At 69.2% G+C, this 17,647-nt stretch carries 19 protein-coding genes and 1 tRNA gene; 12 read left to right on the top strand and 8 right to left on the bottom strand.

Features of this window, described 5'->3' with window-relative positions; translation table 11 throughout:
- Positions 1–75: 75 nt before the first annotated feature.
- Together ACIRSS_RS47665 and ACIRSS_RS47660 are read right to left on the bottom strand one after the other, a co-directional pair.
- Positions 76–1,182, bottom strand: coding sequence for a hypothetical protein (locus tag ACIRSS_RS47665; RefSeq protein ID WP_400908827.1), 1,107 nt, complete (start codon positions 1,180–1,182; stop codon positions 76–78).
- Between the two features lie 610 nt (positions 1,183–1,792).
- The gene (locus tag ACIRSS_RS47660; protein WP_400908369.1) at positions 1,793–2,404 is read right to left on the bottom strand and encodes a TetR/AcrR family transcriptional regulator; all 612 of its coding nucleotides are present in this window, start codon (positions 2,402–2,404) and stop codon (positions 1,793–1,795) included.
- 147 nt (positions 2,405–2,551) lie between these two features.
- On the opposite strand from ACIRSS_RS47660, the gene ACIRSS_RS47655 reads away from it, so the two are divergent.
- From ACIRSS_RS47655 to ACIRSS_RS47645, 3 genes are read left to right on the top strand one after another with little or no spacing between them, the layout of a single operon-like run.
- Positions 2,552–3,148 carry an NADPH-dependent F420 reductase gene (locus ACIRSS_RS47655; protein WP_400908366.1) on the top strand — a complete coding sequence of 199 codons (597 nt, stop codon included), beginning with the start codon at positions 2,552–2,554 and terminating at the stop codon, positions 3,146–3,148.
- 4 nt (positions 3,149–3,152) lie between these two features.
- Positions 3,153–4,154, top strand: a complete 1,002-nt coding sequence (locus ACIRSS_RS47650) for a zinc-binding alcohol dehydrogenase family protein (RefSeq protein ID WP_400908363.1) — start codon at positions 3,153–3,155, stop codon at positions 4,152–4,154.
- Between the two features lie 57 nt (positions 4,155–4,211).
- Positions 4,212–4,673: a nitroreductase/quinone reductase family protein gene (locus ACIRSS_RS47645; RefSeq protein WP_400908362.1), complete on the top strand. Its 462-nt coding sequence runs from the start codon at positions 4,212–4,214 to the stop codon at positions 4,671–4,673.
- 200 nt (positions 4,674–4,873) lie between these two features.
- Here the strand turns inward: ACIRSS_RS47645 and ACIRSS_RS47640 are convergent, their stop codons facing one another.
- Entirely contained in the window at positions 4,874–5,311 is a 438-nt protein-coding gene (locus ACIRSS_RS47640) for a hypothetical protein (RefSeq protein ID WP_400908359.1), read from the bottom strand.
- A 261-nt stretch (positions 5,312–5,572) separates the two neighbouring features.
- Between ACIRSS_RS47640 and ACIRSS_RS47635 the strand changes: the two genes are divergently transcribed.
- A complete protein-coding gene (locus ACIRSS_RS47635) occupies positions 5,573–6,190 on the top strand; it encodes a transcriptional regulator (protein ID WP_400908356.1) in 618 nt (205 codons plus the stop codon).
- Here the strand turns inward: ACIRSS_RS47635 and ACIRSS_RS47630 are convergent.
- A complete protein-coding gene (locus tag ACIRSS_RS47630; protein ID WP_400908354.1) occupies positions 6,075–6,665 on the bottom strand; it encodes a TetR/AcrR family transcriptional regulator in 591 nt (196 codons plus the stop codon). The genes ACIRSS_RS47635 and ACIRSS_RS47630 overlap by 116 nt on opposite strands.
- A gap of 145 nt (positions 6,666–6,810) precedes the next feature.
- Here ACIRSS_RS47630 and ACIRSS_RS47625 point away from each other — a divergent pair, with 145 nt between their 5' ends.
- Entirely contained in the window at positions 6,811–7,761 is a 951-nt protein-coding gene (locus ACIRSS_RS47625) for an alpha/beta hydrolase (protein WP_400908351.1), read from the top strand.
- Positions 7,762–7,787: 26 nt separating this feature from the next.
- Positions 7,788–8,255 (top strand): cupin domain-containing protein, encoded by a 468-nt coding sequence (locus ACIRSS_RS47620; RefSeq protein ID WP_400908349.1) that lies wholly within the window; start codon positions 7,788–7,790, stop codon positions 8,253–8,255.
- Positions 8,256–8,317: 62 nt separating this feature from the next.
- Here the strand turns inward: ACIRSS_RS47620 and ACIRSS_RS47615 are convergent, their stop codons facing one another.
- Positions 8,318–8,944 (bottom strand): TetR/AcrR family transcriptional regulator, encoded by a 627-nt coding sequence (locus ACIRSS_RS47615; protein ID WP_400908346.1) that lies wholly within the window; start codon positions 8,942–8,944, stop codon positions 8,318–8,320.
- Between the two features lie 61 nt (positions 8,945–9,005).
- Here ACIRSS_RS47615 and ACIRSS_RS47610 point away from each other — a divergent pair, with 61 nt between their 5' ends.
- On the top strand, positions 9,006–10,499 hold the full coding sequence (locus ACIRSS_RS47610) for an FAD-dependent oxidoreductase (protein ID WP_400908343.1): 1,494 nt from the start codon (positions 9,006–9,008) through the stop codon (positions 10,497–10,499).
- Positions 10,500–10,596: 97 nt separating this feature from the next.
- Here the strand turns inward: ACIRSS_RS47610 and ACIRSS_RS47605 are convergent, their stop codons facing one another.
- Positions 10,597–11,052 carry a MarR family winged helix-turn-helix transcriptional regulator gene (locus ACIRSS_RS47605; protein ID WP_400908341.1) on the bottom strand — a complete coding sequence of 152 codons (456 nt, stop codon included), beginning with the start codon at positions 11,050–11,052 and terminating at the stop codon, positions 10,597–10,599.
- A 97-nt stretch (positions 11,053–11,149) separates the two neighbouring features.
- On the opposite strand from ACIRSS_RS47605, the gene ACIRSS_RS47600 reads away from it, so the two are divergent.
- The 4 genes from ACIRSS_RS47600 to ACIRSS_RS47585 all read left to right on the top strand — a co-directional run bounded on the left by ACIRSS_RS47600 (position 11,150) and on the right by ACIRSS_RS47585 (position 14,379).
- Positions 11,150–12,019 carry an alpha/beta fold hydrolase gene (locus tag ACIRSS_RS47600; RefSeq protein ID WP_400908338.1) on the top strand — a complete coding sequence of 290 codons (870 nt, stop codon included), beginning with the start codon at positions 11,150–11,152 and terminating at the stop codon, positions 12,017–12,019.
- Positions 12,020–12,090: 71 nt separating this feature from the next.
- Complete coding sequence (locus ACIRSS_RS47595; protein WP_400908336.1) at positions 12,091–12,255, top strand: hypothetical protein; 165 nt, start codon at positions 12,091–12,093, stop codon at positions 12,253–12,255.
- Positions 12,256–12,548: 293 nt separating this feature from the next.
- Positions 12,549–13,418: a hypothetical protein gene (locus ACIRSS_RS47590; RefSeq protein ID WP_400908334.1), complete on the top strand. Its 870-nt coding sequence runs from the start codon at positions 12,549–12,551 to the stop codon at positions 13,416–13,418.
- 499 nt (positions 13,419–13,917) lie between these two features.
- On the top strand, positions 13,918–14,379 hold the full coding sequence (locus ACIRSS_RS47585) for a hypothetical protein (protein ID WP_400908332.1): 462 nt from the start codon (positions 13,918–13,920) through the stop codon (positions 14,377–14,379).
- A 305-nt stretch (positions 14,380–14,684) separates the two neighbouring features.
- On the opposite strand, the gene ACIRSS_RS47580 is transcribed toward ACIRSS_RS47585, so the two are convergent.
- A tRNA-Lys gene (locus ACIRSS_RS47580) sits at positions 14,685–14,757 on the bottom strand.
- Positions 14,758–14,923: 166 nt separating this feature from the next.
- Here ACIRSS_RS47580 and ACIRSS_RS47575 point away from each other — a divergent pair.
- Positions 14,924–16,102 (top strand): Ig-like domain-containing protein, encoded by a 1,179-nt coding sequence (locus ACIRSS_RS47575; RefSeq protein ID WP_400908329.1) that lies wholly within the window; start codon positions 14,924–14,926, stop codon positions 16,100–16,102.
- Here the strand turns inward: ACIRSS_RS47575 and proP are convergent.
- Positions 16,099–17,523 (bottom strand): glycine betaine/L-proline transporter ProP, encoded by a 1,425-nt coding sequence (gene proP, locus ACIRSS_RS47570; protein ID WP_400908327.1) that lies wholly within the window; start codon positions 17,521–17,523, stop codon positions 16,099–16,101. The two genes, ACIRSS_RS47575 and proP, sit on opposite strands and share 4 nt — an antisense overlap.
- Positions 17,524–17,647 lie beyond the last annotated feature (124 nt).

Here is a 17,647-nt window from a genome sequence, read left to right as displayed (position 1 = left end):
CCCGGCCGAGTCCGCGCGGCAAGCGCGCGGACTCGGCCAGGAACCTCGATCGGTGGATCGAGGTTCAGCGCCGTACTAGGTGGTCGAGATCGGCAGCAGTTCATAGCCGACGGTGGACACCGTTCCATCCGGTGCGGTGAGCACGGCGGTGCCGACGATGTCTCCACCGTCGTTGATGCCGGTGGCGCCTCCCAGCCGCACGTTCGCGGTAGGTGCGATCAGCGAGTTGAGCTCGGTCGCGTGGCCGTCGCGGTAGACGAAGCCGTTGCCGATGCCCGACACATCGGGGAAGACGGCGTCGTCGCCGACGATCACGCCGCCGGTGTTGATCGCGGTGGCGTGCGCGGTGCCCTGGTTGACGCCACGCGGCACGTTCAGGTCGACCGCCTTGCCGCCGCTGAACAGCACCGCGTGGGAGTCGAGGAGCGAGTGCCCGGCGGGTGAGGCCGAACCCACCGCCTGGCCGGCGGTGTTGATGGCCAGCGCCTCGCTCCAGGCGCCGCCGTTGAGCTGGCCGAGCGTGCTGAGCTTTCCGTTGGACCACTCCAGGGCCACCTGGTTGCCGCCTGGCAAGGTGCCGCCCGGGACCGCGGCCTCGCCGACGACCACTCCGTTGCTGTTCTCACCGAGTGCCTCGGTGTCGTCGGAGCCACCGAGCGGCGGCAAGTTGGTCACCGTGGTGCCGTTCCGGAGCCACGGCGTGATCGAGTTGCGGCCGCCCTGCCAGCCCACGATCTGCTGGTGATCGTTGATGCCGAACGCGTCCGCCGACCCGGTGGGGTTCAGGCCGAGATCCGATCCGGCGCCGCCGGGCCCCGGCCAGATCGCCGGGCGGGTGATCTCTTGTGCCCCACCGGGGCTCACCACGTTCTTTTGGTAGTTCCCCACCACCATGCCCTGGTCGTTGATGGACCGCGGCCTGGAGTCCTGGTTGTTCGTGCCGGGGTCGGCCAGGAATAGGGGCGTCGTCGTACCGGCCTTGAGGACGAAGCCCTCCTCTCGCCCGAAGCGCGCCGCGTCGAGACCGACACCGATGATGTCGCCGCGCGCGTTGATCCCGCGGTATTCCAAGGTGTCCGCAGCGCCGAGCACGAGTCTGTACTGCGGAGCGGGCGCGGCGGCCGTGCCGGGCGCGGCTGTGCCGATTCCCGTGATCAACGCGGCTGCGGTCAAGACGGTCACCTGTGACAGCTTGCGCATCGAAACCCTCCCTCGATATTGATGTCAAGGCGTCGTCACGCAATACGCGCCGGGGTTACACACCGTGGTTCGCGCTTCCTACCCGAAAAAGGGGAAATGCTCAGAGCTTTCGAACATTGGTCGTAGGCGCCGCGACAGTGGTCGACGGCGGCGATGAAGGGTGCAACCACTGGCGGCGCGTACCGCGGGTCCGAGGACGTGTCGAGCGACCACGGTCCGATGGAGGCCGCCTACCTCGCCGCGGTGACGGCGTTCGCCGAGGACAGCGGCGTGACCCGGCTGATCATCCGCGATCCTGCGGTCAGCGGAGTCATCCGCATAGGACGCGGCGCCACTCCCTGCGTAGCTGCAGAACCTCGGCTCTCCGAGGCGGCGAGCGTTGGCAACGGTTTGGCACGTCACCCTCGACCGCGTGGCTGGCACCCCGGTCAGCAGATCTCGATCGGGACCGAGCTAGAGCACCGCCGGCGTACCGTCCGGCCACCGACATCGCAGAACGACCGAAGACGCGCCACTCGCGAACGGTTCACCGAGCGCGAGGTCCCACCGGGCAGCGAGTCTTCGGCTGCCGGGGCGGCGAGGACGACGTCGGTCACAGCTTCTTGAGCCGCCGGCGGTTGACCGTCAGTACCTCGTCCGACAGGTCCGGGGCGGCGTCGGCGATCGCCCGGGAGAGGAGCAGCGCGCCGACCATCTGGCTGAACAGCGCCACCGCGCGCTCGCGGGCTTCGGCGAGAGTGAGTTCGGTGCCGGACTGGCGGGCGCGGTCGAGCAGCATGTCGGTGATGGTGGCGAAATAGCCGTCGAGCCCGCGCCGGTACTCGGCCTGAGCGGCGGCTCCGTGGCGGCCGGCGTCGGAGACGAGGGCGGCCGAGGCGCAGCCGACCTCGGGGTGGTCGCGGTGCTCGGCGTTGAGGTACTCATCGACCATGTCGTGCAGGGCCGCGCGCGCCGAGCGGGGATGCGCTTCGCGGATGACGTCGAGCGCCTCGAGCGAGTCGGTGAAGCCCTGGTGGAGGACTTCGAGAGCGAGGTCGTCCTTCGAGGCGAAGTGGTTGTAGAACCCGCCGTGCGTCATGCCGGCCGACTTCATCAGCTCCTCGATGCCGACGCCGTCGATGCCGCGCAGCCGAAAGCCCACACCGGCCGCGTTGACGATCTTCTCGTGGTTGAGCCGCTTCTGCTCTTGCGTGATGCGGGGCACGTCGACCACCTTCCAAGCGGGCTACCGCTTCCGATGATACCCATCATCAAACTGAGTGTCCACGGAGGAGTCCTGCTTGACATTTAATGATGACGACCGCAATCATAAATTATGATGACGGACGTCATCGAAGACGGAGGGACCGGCATGAACTTCGGAACCATCGGCGCCGGGACGGTGGCGCGGGCGATCGCGGGCCACCTGGTGGCGGCCGGCCACAAGGTGACGCTCAGCAACAGCCGCGGCCCGGACACGCTGCTCGACGTCGTGACCCGGCTGGGGCCGCTCGCGAGCGCGGGGACACCTGCGGAAGCGGCCGCCGCCGACATGGTCTTCCTCACCGTGATGTGGCCGCAGGTCGGTGACGCGCTGGCCGGGTTGCCCGAGTGGGGCGGCCGCATCCTGGTCGATACCACCAACAACCTGGAGTCGATGCGGCCGGCCGTCGCCGATCTCGGGGTGGAGACGGCGAGTGAGTTCGTAGCCGATCGTGCGCCGGGCGCGCGCGTGGTCAAGGCCTTCAACACCCTCTACGCCCAGTACATCGCCGCCGATCCCCGGCACGCGGAAGGGCGGCAACTGCTGTTCTACGCCGGTGACGACGAGGCCGCCAAGGCGGATTTCCACACCGTCGCCGACGCCCTCGGATTCGCGCCGGTCGACGCCGGGACGTTGCGCGAGGGCGGCCGCCTGATGCAGATCGGCGGCCCGCTCTCGGCGCTGCACGCCCTGAAGCAGGACTGAAGCCGTGAAGGCACTCGCCTATGAGAAGGCCCACGCGCTGGACGCATTCGCCATCACCCTGACCGAAGTCGCCGAACCTCGGCTCCGGGACGGTGACCTGCTGGTCGAAGTCCGTGCGATCGGCATCAACCCGGGCGAAGCCGCGATCCGGCAGACGCGCAGCGCCGAGCGCGGCGGACGGGTCGTCCTCGGCTGGGAGTTCGCCGGGGTCGTAGCCGCGGCCGGGCCCGCGGCCACCGGATTCGCGGCCGGGGACCGGGTGATGGGCACGGGCGACTTCACCCGCGACGGCAGCTGGGCCGAGCGCGTCGCGGTCGACCACCGGGTGGTGGCCAAGATCCCGGACCGGCTCGCGTTCACCGACGCCGCATCGCTGCCCATCGGAGTCCTCACGGCCTGGGAGTCGCTGTTTCGCGACCAGGACGCGCTGCCTCCCGGCGTCGGCCGAGTGCTCGTCGTCGGCGGAGCCGGCGGAGTCGGATCGATGGCCACGCAACTGCTCAAGGCCAAGACATCGGCCTTCGTGATCAGCACGGCCTCGCGGCCCGAATCACGGAAGTGGGCGACGGCGATGGGGGCCGACCTGGTCGTCGACCACCGCGGCGACCTGGCCGGACAGCTCCGCACGGCGGGGATCGACCACGTCGACCTGGTGTTCTCGACCTCGGGCACCAGCGGCCACTTGGGGACGATCGCCGAGGTGCTGCGCCCCTTCGGTCACCTGGCCGCCATCGATCTCACCGGCCCCTTCGACCCGGGGGCCTTGACGGGCAAATCGCTGTCACTGCACAGCGAGATGGTGTTCAGCAAGATCGTGGCCGGCGGTGACGTCGGCAGCCAGGGCCGGATCCTCGCCCGGGCGGCGGACGACGTCGCGGCGGGCCGGCTCCGCCCGATCGTCACCACCACTCTCGAGGGCCTGACCGCCGAGACCATGAAGACGGCGCACGCCCTCGCCGAAAGCGGCCGGACCATCGGAAAGACCGTGATCCAGATAACCGGCTGAAGCCGGTGAACCACGGCGGCGCGTGAAAGCCGCCCTCGACGAAAGGAATTTCCTGACATGACAACGAATCTGCTCGACGGTGAGTACGTCCCCAGCGCCGACGCGACAACCCGCGATCACGTCGAACTCTACGAGCGCACCGACGGCCGCGAAGGCGCGACGATGGGGGGTGGCCCGGTGGTCGTGCTGACCATGCGCGGCGCCCGTTCGGGCAAGCTGCGCAAGGTCGCCCTGATGCGCATCGAGCGTGACGGCGTCTACGCCATCGGCGCGTCGGCCGGCGGCCAGGCTCGCAACCCGAGCTGGTTCCACAACCTCGTGGCGAACCCGACGGTGCAGCTGCAGGACGGTCCCGACCGCCGGCTGATGACCGCGCGGGTAGCCGAAGGCGCGGAGCGGGAGAACTGGCTGGCCTACACCGACGAGCTCTACCCGTTTTTCGCCGGCCTGCGCGCCCGGGCCGCCGAGGCCGGCAACCGCGAGGTGCCGCTGATCCTGCTCGAACCCACCGAGAGCTGACCGGACTCACCACGGGCGCCCGGGCCCACACACGGGCGCCCGCCACCGGAGCCGACGAGGCGCGGCGGGTCACGGTCCATGCGTATGCCTCGTCGGTTGAGCAGGACCGGGCCGTGATCTCGGTCGCCGACGGCTCGGTCGATCGCCCGTCCGACCGCGGCGCGCCGGGCCGGGCCGGGCGCTCCGTGCGCGGCGATCGTCTAGCTGAGAAGGTTGAACCCGTCGTAGAGCTTGATGTCACATTTGCTCGGGTTGCTGGTGTAGGTGCTGACCGAAGTGAACGTGTTGTTCATGGTGATGCCGTTGTTGTACGAGTAGATGCTCAGGTCGTACAGCTCATAGTCGTTGTTGCTGTAGGAAGGGGTGCACACGTGATCGCCGGACAGGATGTTGTATCCGCCGCCCTGGTTGTAGTTGACCCAGTCGTACACCGCCACCAAGTCGTAGTCGGCGGCGGCCGATCGATGTGCCTGCAGCTTCGACATCGAGTCGAAGCAGACCGTGGTGTGCCTGGTCAGGCTGGTGTTGCAGAAGCTTCCGGTACCGGTGCTGCCGACCGTGGCGGCGTTCGCCGAGGCCGGTTGGGCCACGATCGCCAGGGCAATCATCAACAGCGCAGCGAAGAACCTGCGTTTCATGATCTCTTCCTCCCTCAGGACGCGGCGCCGGACACACGGCAACTACGGAGCAGCCGACTCCTACCTACATCGGCGTACCTGAAGTTCAACGGTTGACAGCCTGGCCACCGCCCGGCCGCCGCCGACACCGGCCACCGCCCAGCCGTCGCCGTCTCGGACCGGCCGGGCTGGTGGCGGCGACGCAGAGAACTCGGGCCAGTCCGCCGTCGACTACTTGCCTGTCCGGTTTATGCGGCGGTCTTCGTGCTGGCCGCCGGGGGAATGGCACTGAACGACGTCATCAGTCTCAGCGGCTCGAAACTCGTCGCCGCCCTGGTTCTGGTGGTGCTGGCCGTGGTGTTCGCGACCAGTCGCGTCAACGGGCCCGCGCCGCTGGGTAGCGTGCGTGGGGTGCAGCGCCGTCAGTCGTTCGTCCCGTGGGTTTTCGGTGTCGTGGCTCTGGGCGCGTGGCTGATCTCCCGCTACGGCACCGATGTCACCCATGACCTCGCCGACGCTGTCGGGCTGCCCGGGTACCCCGACACCGTGGCCGGGCTGGACCGCCTGCTGTCGGACCCCACGCGGCTGGCGATCATGTCGGTGCTGTGCGCCGCACAGTGGTGCGATTTCGCCTTTTTGCGGGACGCGGTGTCCCTTTCGGACTCCGCGCTGTCCAAACAGCTGGCCACGCTTGAGAAAGACGGCTACGTCGAGCAGCGGCGGACGTACGTCGGGCGGGTGCCCAAGACTTCGGTGCAAGCAAGCAGCGAGGGTCGGCAACCGTTCAGCGGCCGGTGCGATTCAGGAGGCCCGCGAGGTAGATGTCGGCTTGGCGGCGGGCAGTGGGTTTCCAATCCGGGACGTGGGGGAGACCCTGCGCCAGCAACGCGCCGAAGCTGACGATGTCAGCCCTGGTCACGTCGGCGCGGATCGTGCCGTCGTCTCGGCCTTGTTCGAGGATCGAGCCCAGTGTCCGGTGGGCTTCGTCCCGGAGCGCGACGGTGGCCTCGTCGCCGGGTGTCGGGCCACCGTGCATCGGGAGCACGAGGTCCGATCCGTGCTCGATGGTGCGTTCGAGGAAGAAGCGGATCTTCTCGATCGGTGGTCCGTCGAGGGCCGCGGCCCGGCGGGCGGTCTCCAGCACCAGCTGGAAGGACCGGTGCGTCAACGCGCCGAGCAGCGCGTCCCGCGAGGGGTAGTGCCGATACACGGTCCCGACGCCGACCCCGGCGTCCGCCGCGATGGTGGCCATCGGGACCGCGGTCCCTTCCCGGCGGACCGCGACGGCGGCGGCCGCCAGGACCCGGTCGCGGTTGTCGATCGCGTCCCGCCGCAGCTCCCGCCGCCGCTCAGGTCCGCCTTTGCGCTCGCTCACGGCTCCGATCATCGCAGTTCTCGTTGACAGCCGATTAGACGGACGATATCGTCCGTTTATCGCGCCTGAGCGTCGCCGAGTCGCGTGTCCTGGCCCCGATCGCCGTCGATCCAGTCCGTGCGAATCCCCGGAAAGTAGGACCGTTGTGACGTTCACCGTCGATCCTCAGGTCGCCGCGATCCTGGCCCCGATGGCCGAAGCCATGGCTGCCGCGCCGCACCCCGCGGTGGGCGACATCGCGACGCGGCGCGTCGCGTTGGAAGCGATGATGGCCGAGACGGCGGCGCTGCAGCCCACCCCGGCCGACGTGACGGTCACCGACTTCCACGCGGTGGCCGGCGACGGCGCGAAGGTACTGCTTCGTTGGTACGCCAAGGACGGCGCCGCCCCGGGCTCGGCCGCGTTGTACCTGCACGGCGGCGGGATGATCCTGGGCAGCGTCGCGCTCTACGACGCGCCGATCGCCCGGTACGTGTCCGCGAGCGGCGTGCCGATGCTGGCCGTCGACTACCGGCTCGCGCCCGAACACCCCGACCCCACGCCGGTCGAGGACGTCTACACCGGACTGAAGTGGCTCCACGGCCACGCCGTCGACCTTGGCGTCGACCCGGCCCGGATCGCCGTGATGGGGGACAGCGCCGGTGGCGGCCTGGCCGCCGGGGTGACGCTGCTGGCCCGCGACCGCGGCGGGCCGGCGGTGGCGCGTCAGATCCTGGTCTTCCCCATGCTCGACGACCGCACGACGACGCCGGACCCGGAGCTGGTCCCGTTCGCGACCTGGACCTACGAGGACAACGTCACCGGGTGGTCGGCGCTGCTCGGTGACCGGGCCGGCGGCCCCGACGTCTCGCCGTACGCCGCCGCGGCGCGGGCGACCGACCTGTCGGGCCTGCCGCCGACGTACCTCGAGGTGGGCCAGCTGGACATCTTCCGCGACGAAGACCTCGACTACGCCCGGCGGCTCGGGGCGGCCGGGGTCGACGTGGAGTTCCACCTGCACCCCGGGGTGCCGCACGAGTTCGAAACGTTCGCCTGGGACACCGACGTCGCCCGTCGCGCGGTCGCCGATCGCTTGCGTGTCCTCGGTTCCCTCTGACCGTCCACTTCGAACGGAGCGACCCCATGAGCATGGCCTACCTCGCCCAGCCCGACCAGCAGCAGAAGCTGGAGTGGCTCGACGGCGGCACGCTGTCGATCCTGCTCGACGGCGCCGCTACCGACGGCCAGCTGATGGTAGGCCGGTTCGACGTCGCCAAGGGCGAGGCGCCGCCGTTCCACCTGCACACCAAGGAAGACGAAGTCTTCATGCTCATCAAGGGCACCGCGCTGGTCTGGGTGGGTGAGGAGGAGATGGAGCTGGCGGAGGGCGGCATCGTCTTCCTGCCCAAGAACATCCCGCACGCCTACCGCATCACGTCCGCGACGGCGGACCTGCTGATGATCAACACCCCGGCGGGCATCGAGGGCATGTTCCGCCACGCCGGCCGCGACCGGGCCGAGCCCCGGCCGGACGGTTTCGAGATCTCTCCGGCCCGGATGGCCGAGGCGGCGGAGAAGTTCGGGAACGTCATCGTCGGCCCGCCGCGCTGACCCCCACTCCGGCCCACCGACTTTGTCGCCAGGCCATGTTCGGGCCGCGGTCGATGGCCTGATCAGGAATCCCCGCCGAAGGTGTGGATCCCCGCGGCCAGCAGGTCGAATGCCTCGTCTATCACCCTTTTCTGATCCGTGGCGACGGTGACGGCCGGATCTCCGGCGATGAGGCGGCGGATCGCGGTGACCACGACGGTGGTCGCCGTGGCCAGGAGCAGCCGGGCGACCAGGTCGGCGCGGACCGGGTCGCCGGTTTCCTCGACCAGCAGGCGGGCCACGGCGGATTCCAGGGACTCCCGTTGTTCCCGGGCTCGCGAGAGCAGCGCGGGGCTTTCCGCCATCAGGCGTCCGAACCGTGCCGTGCCCGGCGCGACGCCGGACAGCGGATGCTTCTGGGCCAGCAGTCGGTGCATCAGCGCCCGGACCGCCTCGACCGCACTCTGACCGGGGGGACGTCCCCGGAGGGCGTCGACGAGCAGTTGTTCGGCCTCCGGCTGCAGATCCAGGAGCAGGTCTTCCTTGCGCGGGAAGTAGTTGGTGACCGTGGCCTTGGCGACGCCGGCCGCCTCGGCGATCTCCGCGACGGTGACGGCCTCGAACCCACGCTGGGCGAACAGGCGTGTCGCGGTATCGGAGATGTGCTGCCGTGCCTCCCGCTTCTTGCGGTCCCGCAGTCCCTCGCGCATGACAGAGTTATACCAGTACCAAACTTGACACGGTACTAAATTTAGGACGATGCTAAGTTTCATGAACACTGACGTGGTGGTGGCCGGTGGTGGTCCGGTCGGACTCCTGCTCGCGGCCGAGCTGAGACTTGCCGGTGTCTCCGTGGTCGTCCTGGAGCGCCTGGTCGAGCAGAACCAGGCCCTCAAAGCGGGCGGGATCGACGGGCGCAGCACGCAGCTGCTCGTCCGGCGCGGCCTGGGCGCGCGGCTCGCCGAGGAGAGCGCGGAGCACGGCGAGGGGTTCGCCGCGTTTGTCCGCCAGGGCCCGACGCCGGGTGCCGACGGCCGGCCCCGAGCCCGCTTCGGCGGGCACTTCGCGGGCTTGGTGCTGAACACCGAATCGTCGGCCGAGGTCCCGCCCGGCACGGTCCTGCCGCAGCAGGCGCTGGAGCGGCTGCTCGGCGCGTGGGTGGCCGAGCTCGGCGTGCCGGTGCTGACCGGCCACGAGGTCACCGGCCTCGTCCAGGAAGCGGACGGCGTGACCGTGCACGTGCGCACCGGCGACGGCGCGACGACCATGCGGTGCGCCTACCTCGTCGGCTGTGACGGCGGCCGCAGCACCGTCCGCAAGCTGGCCGGGTTCGCGTTCCCCGGCACCGACCCGTTGACCACCGGCTACCAGGCGATGCTCACCCTGGACCCCGCCGCGCCGCTGCCCACCGGATGGCACGCCACCGACGCCGGGCTGTACGCCCACGGGCCGAAACCCGGCCGGATCCTCACCGTGGAATTCGCCGGACCGCCCGCCGACCGCGACGCGCCGGTCACCCCCGCCGAGGTGCAGGACGCCCTGCGCCGCGTCAGTGGCACAGACGTGCTCGTCACCGACGTCGAGTCGGCGGCCCGGTTCACCGACAACACCCGCCAGGCGGCGACGTACCGGATGGGCCGGGTGCTGCTGGCCGGCGACGCCGCGCACGTGCACCCGCCATTCGGTGGCCAAGGGCTGAACACCGGTCTGCAGGATGCCGTCAACCTGGGGTGGAAACTGGCCGCGACCGTGCGCGGCTGGGCACCCGGCGGGCTGCTGGACAGCTACACGGCCGAACGTCACCCGGTGGGCGAGCGGGTGCTGGGGAACACCCGAGCGCAGATCGCGATCATGCGCCCGGACCCGCACAGCCGCGCGATGCGCGCGCTGTTCGGCCAGCTGCTCGACGCCGACGCGACTCTGACCGACCTGCTGGGAGCCCGGCTGCAAGGTCTCGACATCCGCTACGACGTGGGCCCGCGGACCCACCCCCTGGCCGGGCGCCACCTGCCCGACCTCCCCGGCTTGGTGGACGCCATGCGGCTGCCCCGGCCGGTCCTGGCCGATCGGACTGGCTCGCCCGAGTTGCGCGCCATCGCGGCCGAATGGAGCGACCGCGTCGACGTGCATCCGCTGGCCGAGACACCCGGCGTGACCGCGCTGCTGGTCCGCCCGGACGGCTACGTCGCTTGGGCCGCGGACGAAACTCTCAACGCGACATCCCTCCGCGACGCCCTGTCCACCTGGTTCGGCGACCCGCGCTGAGCGCGTCCCGTCCGACGATCAAGGAGAACGCTTGCCTGCCACGGTCGGCGGCGTGAGCGGATGGGGGCGAGGGTGGTTCAGGCGAGATCTTCGGGGATCAGTCCTGCAAGTCTTCGGCAGTGAACGAGCGGCGTTCGGTGAGCTGGGCCAGGTGTGCTTCCAGTGTCTCGAGCTGCTCGGGTCCGATTCGGGCCGCCCAGCGGCTGCGCACGTCGTCGAACAGGGCGCCGCCGATGGCCATCAGCTCGTGGCCTCGTGGGGTGACCCGCACGCGCTTGCGGCGCGCGTCGCTCGGGTCGGGCTCGCGGTCGACGTAGCCGAACCCCTCCAGTACGGCGATGGTCTGCGCGGCCGCCTGCTTGGTGACCGACAGTCGGCGACCGAGCTCCGAAGCGGTGTCCGCACCCGCGTCCACGGCGCGCAAGGCGAACTCGTGCACGGGGCGGACGCCTTCGTGGCCGCGTTTCGCGAGCTCCACGTTCACCTCGTCGACCATGGAGTGGAACCCGCCGAGCAGCAGAAGCGCGAGCTCGGCACCACTGGACTGCGCCATGCGGCCGATCATACGAGGCCCGACCATATAGACAAGTGACTTGTCTATCCTGTAGAGTTCGACAAGTGACTTGTCTATCGGCTCGAAAGGACCTCTCATGAGCCGCTTCGCCGCCACCATCCCCGGTATCGACCACCGCCGGGTCAGCCTCAACGGCACCGAACTGCACTACGTCGCCGCCGGCACCGCCGGATCTCCTGTCCTGCTGGTGCACGGCTTCCCCGAGACCTGGTGGGTGTTCCACAAACTGATCCCCCTGCTCGGCGAGCACCACAGAGTGTTCGCTGTCGACCTTCGCGGATTCGGCGACTCCGCCACCGCCACCCGCGAGCACGACAGCGCGACCGCGGCGAAAGACCTCAGCGACCTGATCGCCTCCCTGGACGTCGGCCCCGTCCACCTCACCGGCCAGGACATCAGCGGCGCCACGACGTTCCGGGTCGCCGCGACCCACCCCGAACTCGTCCGCAGCTACACCGGAATCGAGACCGGGCTCCCGGGATTCGGCGCCGAGATGCTCGCCGACGTCACCCACGGCGGTGCCTGGCACATCGGCGTTCTCACCGCCCCCGGCATTCCGGAAATGCTCCTGACCGGACGTGAGCGGGAGTTCCTCGCCGACTACGCGATCCCCTCGCTCAGCGCGAGCCCGGACGCGTTCACCGACGCCGACATCGACGAGCTCGTCCGCTCCTACGCCCGACCCGACGCCTTCGCTGGCGCCGCCGGCCTGTACCGGTCATTTCTCTCCGAGGGCGAAGAACTCCGCACGCTCGCGGCCCGCAAACTGGACGTGCCCGTCCTCGCGGTGGCAGGCCGCTCGGCGAACTTCACGCCCGACACGCTGCGGCAGGTCGCCACCGACGTGACGGCCGTCCACATCGAACGGATCGGCCACTACGTGGCGATGGAAGCCCCCGACCAGCTCGCGGCCACCCTCCACTCCTTCTACGCGGACATCGATTGAACATCCGGTTCTGCCGCTGATCGAACGGCCGGTCCCGAGGCACACCTGCTGAGCTGGGATCCGGCGCCTCAATGGCTGATCCGGTGAAACCGCAGCCGATCCCGGGCGCCACCATCGCCGACGTGAGCGGCGGCTCCTACGTCGCTGTCGAGGGCGAGAGCCACTCGGCCACTCTCGAACAGCCCGGCGAGGTCGGTGAGCGCCTCGTCGAGTTCTGCGCGAGCGCCAAGGCGTAGAGCCGCGCCCCGCGGCGCACTCGAGGACTCCGGTGCCGAATCCGGTGGTGGATCCCGAGCGCTCGGCCGGTTTCTCGGCCAGCGTCGCGATCTCGCGAGCGTCCGCTCGCGGGTCGGGGTTTCCCGCATCGGTGGGAGGGGTTGCGAAGCTGACCGGGGTTGTGCCCGTGGGGACAGAGCAGACCGGACTTTCGGGCAAGGCTGCGGTCCTGCGGCACCCATGAACAACCTGATTCCGTTTCCGGCGTCTTCGTAGACAAAGCTTCAAAAAAGGCTGCAGGAGGGGCGCCGAGATGGAATTCACCGCGAAGAAGACAATCAAAACGGCCATGGTGGCGGGGGCATTCGCCGCTACCGTTCTGCTTTCCGCGTGCAGCGGGAACAGTGTCGCGGGCAATGGTTCGCCCGCCAAAAACGAGACGTCGACGGCGGCCGCGGAGCAGGTGCCGGAAGGCGGCGGCCAGGGGGCTGCCACCGGAGGTTCCGGTGCTGGGGGTTCCGGTGCCGGCGACGTCGACTGCAGCAAGTACGGCGGCCAGGTCGGCGCACCCGGGCGGACGAAGATGGACCTGATCGCGGTGGCCGCCACCGACGGCACCACGCCGGGCTGCACCGAGGCGTTCAACGTGATCACCGAGTACTACGGGAAGCTGCCACAGGCCGAAGGCCCGGGCGAGCGGGTGCTCGACGTCCAGGGGAAGTGGACGTGCGCCCGCCAGGCGGGGTTCGCCGGCAACCAGGGCGCCGTCGTCTGCGGGGTGCCCAACAGCTCGCTGCAGCTGGAGACCAGGCTTTCGGCCGCGACTGTCCGCAAGTTCCCGAACACCACCCAGGAGGTGCAGTTCACCGGGTACGACGCCGGTGTGCAGATGGTCCGCTTCCAGCTGGTCACCCGCCAGAAGGGCGGTCCGGACAACAGCCACTGGGTGCCGCTCGACGACAAGACCTATCGCCTCCCGCTGCAGAAGGGCGGCAAGGTGTTCAGCGCGGCCACCCTGTGCCCCGGCGAATCGGTCACCATCGACGGTCAGGGCTACGGCAACGGGCCGTGCGGCCAGAATGAGCTGCTCCAGCACCTGAAGGACGGGAATTCCATCCTCGCGCAGATCACCGTGAACGGCGACGACCAGATCACGACGGTCAAGGAGATCTACCACCCCTGATCCAGTGAAATCGAAACCGGCAGCCGGGATTCGCCCGGCTGCCGGTTTTCAATTGTCAGCCCGGAGAATGATCCGCGGGCACGCTCACCCGCGATTGTCCGGCGCATTGCCACCCCGGGGTATCGAGCGCTACCAGGGATTCTCGAGGATCGGGCGGATGGTGCTTACGAGCCAGTGGTCGCCTGCTCGCCCGGCGTCAAGCTGAACTGCACCGCCAACTCTTTCCTGGGCTCGGGGCTTCCCCGAGTGGTGGTCGCAGCGCGAGTATCGGTCGGCGAGGAGCCCCTGGAGGGTGCGTGACGAACGAAGGGGAAGTCCTCAATGGCCGATGGGTCGGCCTACCGGCGGTGGCTGCAGCGTGTCTGGGACTTGCTCGGGATCGCCGAGGAGGGGGATGCCGAGACTTTGGGCAAGATCGGGGACCTGCTCGCGAGAGTGATCTCAGGGAGGGAGCCCCTGCCCGAGACTCGAGGGTTTCCTGGCGCGGAAGAAGCGCACGGTGAGCCGGAACATGTACCGCTCGTACGAGTCGCATGTCCCTCTGTACCTGCGTTCGCATCTCGGGGCGCTTCGTCGTGATCGGTTGCGGGTCGAGCATCTGGACGTCATGTTCGAGGCGATCGTGGAGCGCAACGAGCTGATCGGCGAGTACCGGGCCAGTGGTGACCCGCGGAAGGTCGCGGCGGTGAAATGGCAGCGGCCGGTCGGGCCGACGTCGCTGCACCGGATCAAGGAGACGCTGCGCGAGGTTCTGCGTCCGTTCGTCGCGAAGCTGGTCGAGTTGCCATTCGCGGGTGCGGCCGAAGCCGAAGTTGTGGACTCCGGAGCGGGTCGCGAAGTGGCGGTAGACCGGGGAGGTTCCTTTCCCGGTCATGGTGTGGACGGGGGAGCAGACCGGGCAGTTCCTGGACTCGATCTGAGGGGATCGTTTCGCTGGACCCGGACACCGTGCTGGTGCTGATCGCGCACTTGGCTCGTCAAGACGAGGCGAAGGCGCGGCTGGGTGGAGTCGGACGAGTTCGGCTGGCTGGTCAAGCTGGCCGGCCGGCCCCTGATCACACTGCACGATCTCCGGCACGGTGCGGCGACCCTGGCGGTGAGCGCCGACGCGGCCCGGAGGCGGGCTGGAGCGATCCCGCGAAGGCGCTGCACCCGGACTGCGCTCTCGGGCTCGCAGGAGACCACAGTGGACAGAGAGGAAGCGGACGAAACGCGTCCAGATGCCACAAAACCCCAGGCCGAAGAGAATCAGACCTGGGGTGAGGGTGCGCCATCAGGGACTCGAACCCCGAACCCGCTGGTTAAGAGCCAGCTGCTCTGCCAATTGAGCTAATGGCGCCGGTGTCTGCCGGAGGTTTCCCTCGGCGACGTGGAAAAGATTAGCACCCGGTTCAGAGCCCGTTTCACGGGGGGTCCCCAACCCGGGTTCGGGCGTTGCCGCACCCCTGTCCGGGCTGGTCGGGCACACTGTAGTCGGACATCGACGGCGAAACAGGCAGGTGGGCATGACGAGTTCGGGGGTGCGGCTGCTCGTGGCCGCGGGGGTGATCGGCCTCACGGTGGCCGGCTGCAGCACTAGCCCTTCGAGTGAACCGCCGGCGTCCTCTCGAAGCGAGACGTCTGTCCCGGGGAAGCCGGCCGCGCTCACGCTGACCCCCGCCAAGGACGCCAAGGACGTCGCGCCCGGGGAGCCCGTCAGTGTTGCCGTTGCCGATGGGAAGGTCGGGGCCGTGACGCTCACCGGGGCCGACGGCAAGGTCGTCGCCGGGAAGGCGCGTGCCGATGGCTCCGGGTGGGACTCCGCCGAGCCGCTCGGTTACAACAAGACCTACAAGCTGACCGCGACCGCCACCGGCACCGACGGCAAGCCCGTGACGCAGGAGTCGTCCTTCAGCACCGTCAAACCAGCGCGCCAGCTGGGCGTCTCGGTGAACCTCGACGAAGGCGAGACCGTCGGCGTCGGGATGCCGCTGATCTTCACCTTCAGCGGGAACGTCGCGGACAAGGCCGCCGCCGAAAAGGCGCTCAAGGTCACCGCCGAGCCGGCCACCGAAGGCGCTTTCCGCTGGTCCGGCGACAAGCAGGTGACCTGGCGGCCGAAGGACTACTGGAAGAGCGGCACCAAGATCAAGGTCGACGCCGCCGTCTACGGCAAGGCGCTCGGCAAGGGCAGCTACGGCCGCGAAGACAAGACGATCACCGCCGCGGTCGGTGACAAGCTCGTCGCGGTCGCCGACGGCCAGACCCACCAGATGACCGTCTCGATCAACGACAAGGAGGTCAAGACCATGCCGACCTCCATGGGCAAAGCCGGCCACAACACCCCGGCCGGCACCTACACCGTCATGAGCGAGCACACCGGCTACACCATGAACTCCGCCACCTACGGCGTCCCCGAGGACGCGCCCGGTGGGTACAGCACCTTCGTGCAGTACGCGGTGCGCCTGTCCTACAGCGGCATCTTCTACCACTCTGCGCCGTGGTCGGTGCGGCAGCAGGGCCACAGCAACGTCAGCCACGGCTGCCTCAACCTCTCGACCGACAACACGAAGTGGCTCATGGACACGTCCAAGAAGGGCGACATCGTGACCGTCCGGAACAGCGGCGGCCCGAAGCTCGAGCCCACCGACGGCTGGAGCGTCTGGCAGCTGTCCTGGGACGAGTGGCGGACGGCGGCCAACTAACCCGACTCGCGGACCAGCTCCCGCGCCTCGGCCTCCGTCGCGACCGACGGGCCCGAGCCCCACAGGGGCTGATTCGCGGTCTCGCGGCTGAAGTACACCGCGACGGCGCCGATCACGCCGGCCGCCATCATGTACCAGGCGGGCCAGAAGTCGTGCTTGGTCGACGAGATCAGCGCCTGCATCACCAGCGGGGTCGTGCCGCCGAACAGCGATACCGAGATGTTGAACGCGATCGACAGCGCGCCGTAGCGGATCGCCGTCGGGAAGAGCGCCGGCAGCGCCGCGGGCATCGACACCTCGAAGCAGAGCAACAGCAGGCCGAGGCCCATCAGGCCGAGGAACGTGAGCACGAGGCCGCCGTCGTGCACCAGCAGCATGAGCGGCCACGAGAAGACGACGAACCCGATGCAGCCGGCCATCATGACGGGCTTGCGGCCGACGAGGTCGGTGATCCGCCCGCCGACGAGGATGATCAGCATCATCACGACCATGACGACGATGATCAGCAGCAGGCCGTGGGTGGCGTCGAGGTGCAGCTGCTCGGACAGGTACGTCGGCATGTACGACAGCAGCATGTAGTCGGTGACGTTGAACACGAGCACCAGGCCGACGCAGATCAGCAGCGCGGACCAGTACTCGGTGAACATCTTCCAGAACGGCTCGCCGGCCCGGCCGCGCTTCTCCGCCTCCTCGGCGTGCTTCTGGAACGCGGGGGTCTCCTCGAGCTTGAGCCGCAGGTAGAGGCCGATGATCCCGAGCGGCCCGGCGACCAGGAACGGGATCCGCCAGCCCCAGTCGAGCAGCGTCTCGTGCGGGACCCACGCCTTCATGCCGGTGACGACCGACGCGCCGAGCACGTACCCGGACAGCGTCCCGAACTCGAGCCAGGACCCCATGAACCCGCGCCGTTTGTCCGGCGAGTACTCGGCGATGAACGTGGTGGCGCCGCCGTATTCGCCGCCGGTGGAGAAGCCCTGCACCATCCGCGCGACCACGAGCAGGATCGGCGACCAGACGCCGATGCTCGAGTAGGACGGGATCAGCCCGATGCAGAGCGTCCCGATGGCCATCATGATCATCGTGACGGCGAGGACCTTCTGCCGTCCGATCCGGTCGCCGAGGGGTCCGAAGACCAGGCCGCCGAGGGGGCGCATGAGGAACGCGGCTGTGAAGGCCCCGAAGGTCCCGATCAGCCGCACGCCGGGCGACACGGTGGTCGGGAAGAAGACCTCGGCGATGGTGTCGGCGATGTAGGCGTAGACGCCGAAGTCGAACCACTCCATGGCGTTGCCGAGCGCGGCGGCCCCCACCGCGCGCTTGAGCAGCGACTGGTCGACGACAGTGATGTCCTCGTACCGCAGTTTCTTCTTGCGCCTGAGTTTCGGTCCTGAACGTGCCACCAGGACACGGTGCACCGGCATTCGGCGGCTCGCACGCTGAGCCATCCGGTCGTGAGCGTTGCCACGGACGGACCACACGGGACGGGGGTCCGGGGGCGAGCCCCCGGCGGGGGCGTGGGGGCTCGGCCCCCACAAAAAGGCGAAA

It is taken from the genome of Amycolatopsis sp. NPDC101161, assembly GCF_044768185.1.
GTDB lineage: Bacteria > Actinomycetota > Actinomycetes > Mycobacteriales > Pseudonocardiaceae > Amycolatopsis.
The sequence above is the reverse complement of the archived record's forward strand: the minus strand, read 5'-3'. Positions and strand labels throughout refer to the sequence as shown.

Bases quoted from the DNA above. Each gene is read 5' to 3' on its own strand.
- ACIRSS_RS47655 (WP_400908366.1), top strand. From the start codon at position 2,552: ATGAACTTCGGAACCATCGGCGCCGGGACGGTGGCGCGGGCGATCGCG.
- ACIRSS_RS47645 (WP_400908362.1), top strand. From the start codon at position 4,212: ATGACAACGAATCTGCTCGACGGTGAGTACGTCCCCAGCGCCGACGCG.
- ACIRSS_RS47640 (WP_400908359.1), bottom strand. From the start codon at position 5,311: ATGAAACGCAGGTTCTTCGCTGCGCTGTTGATGATTGCCCTGGCGATC.
- ACIRSS_RS47635 (WP_400908356.1), top strand. From the start codon at position 5,573: ATGGCACTGAACGACGTCATCAGTCTCAGCGGCTCGAAACTCGTCGCC.
- ACIRSS_RS47620 (WP_400908349.1), top strand. From the start codon at position 7,788: ATGAGCATGGCCTACCTCGCCCAGCCCGACCAGCAGCAGAAGCTGGAG.
- ACIRSS_RS47615 (WP_400908346.1), bottom strand. From the start codon at position 8,944: ATGCGCGAGGGACTGCGGGACCGCAAGAAGCGGGAGGCACGGCAGCAC.
- ACIRSS_RS47610 (WP_400908343.1), top strand. From the start codon at position 9,006: ATGAACACTGACGTGGTGGTGGCCGGTGGTGGTCCGGTCGGACTCCTG.
- ACIRSS_RS47605 (WP_400908341.1), bottom strand. From the start codon at position 11,052: ATGGCGCAGTCCAGTGGTGCCGAGCTCGCGCTTCTGCTGCTCGGCGGG.
- ACIRSS_RS47600 (WP_400908338.1), top strand. From the start codon at position 11,150: ATGAGCCGCTTCGCCGCCACCATCCCCGGTATCGACCACCGCCGGGTC.
- ACIRSS_RS47595 (WP_400908336.1), top strand. From the start codon at position 12,091: ATGGCTGATCCGGTGAAACCGCAGCCGATCCCGGGCGCCACCATCGCC.
- ACIRSS_RS47590 (WP_400908334.1), top strand. From the start codon at position 12,549: ATGGAATTCACCGCGAAGAAGACAATCAAAACGGCCATGGTGGCGGGG.
- ACIRSS_RS47575 (WP_400908329.1), top strand. From the start codon at position 14,924: ATGACGAGTTCGGGGGTGCGGCTGCTCGTGGCCGCGGGGGTGATCGGC.
- proP (WP_400908327.1), bottom strand. From the start codon at position 17,523: ATGCCGGTGCACCGTGTCCTGGTGGCACGTTCAGGACCGAAACTCAGG.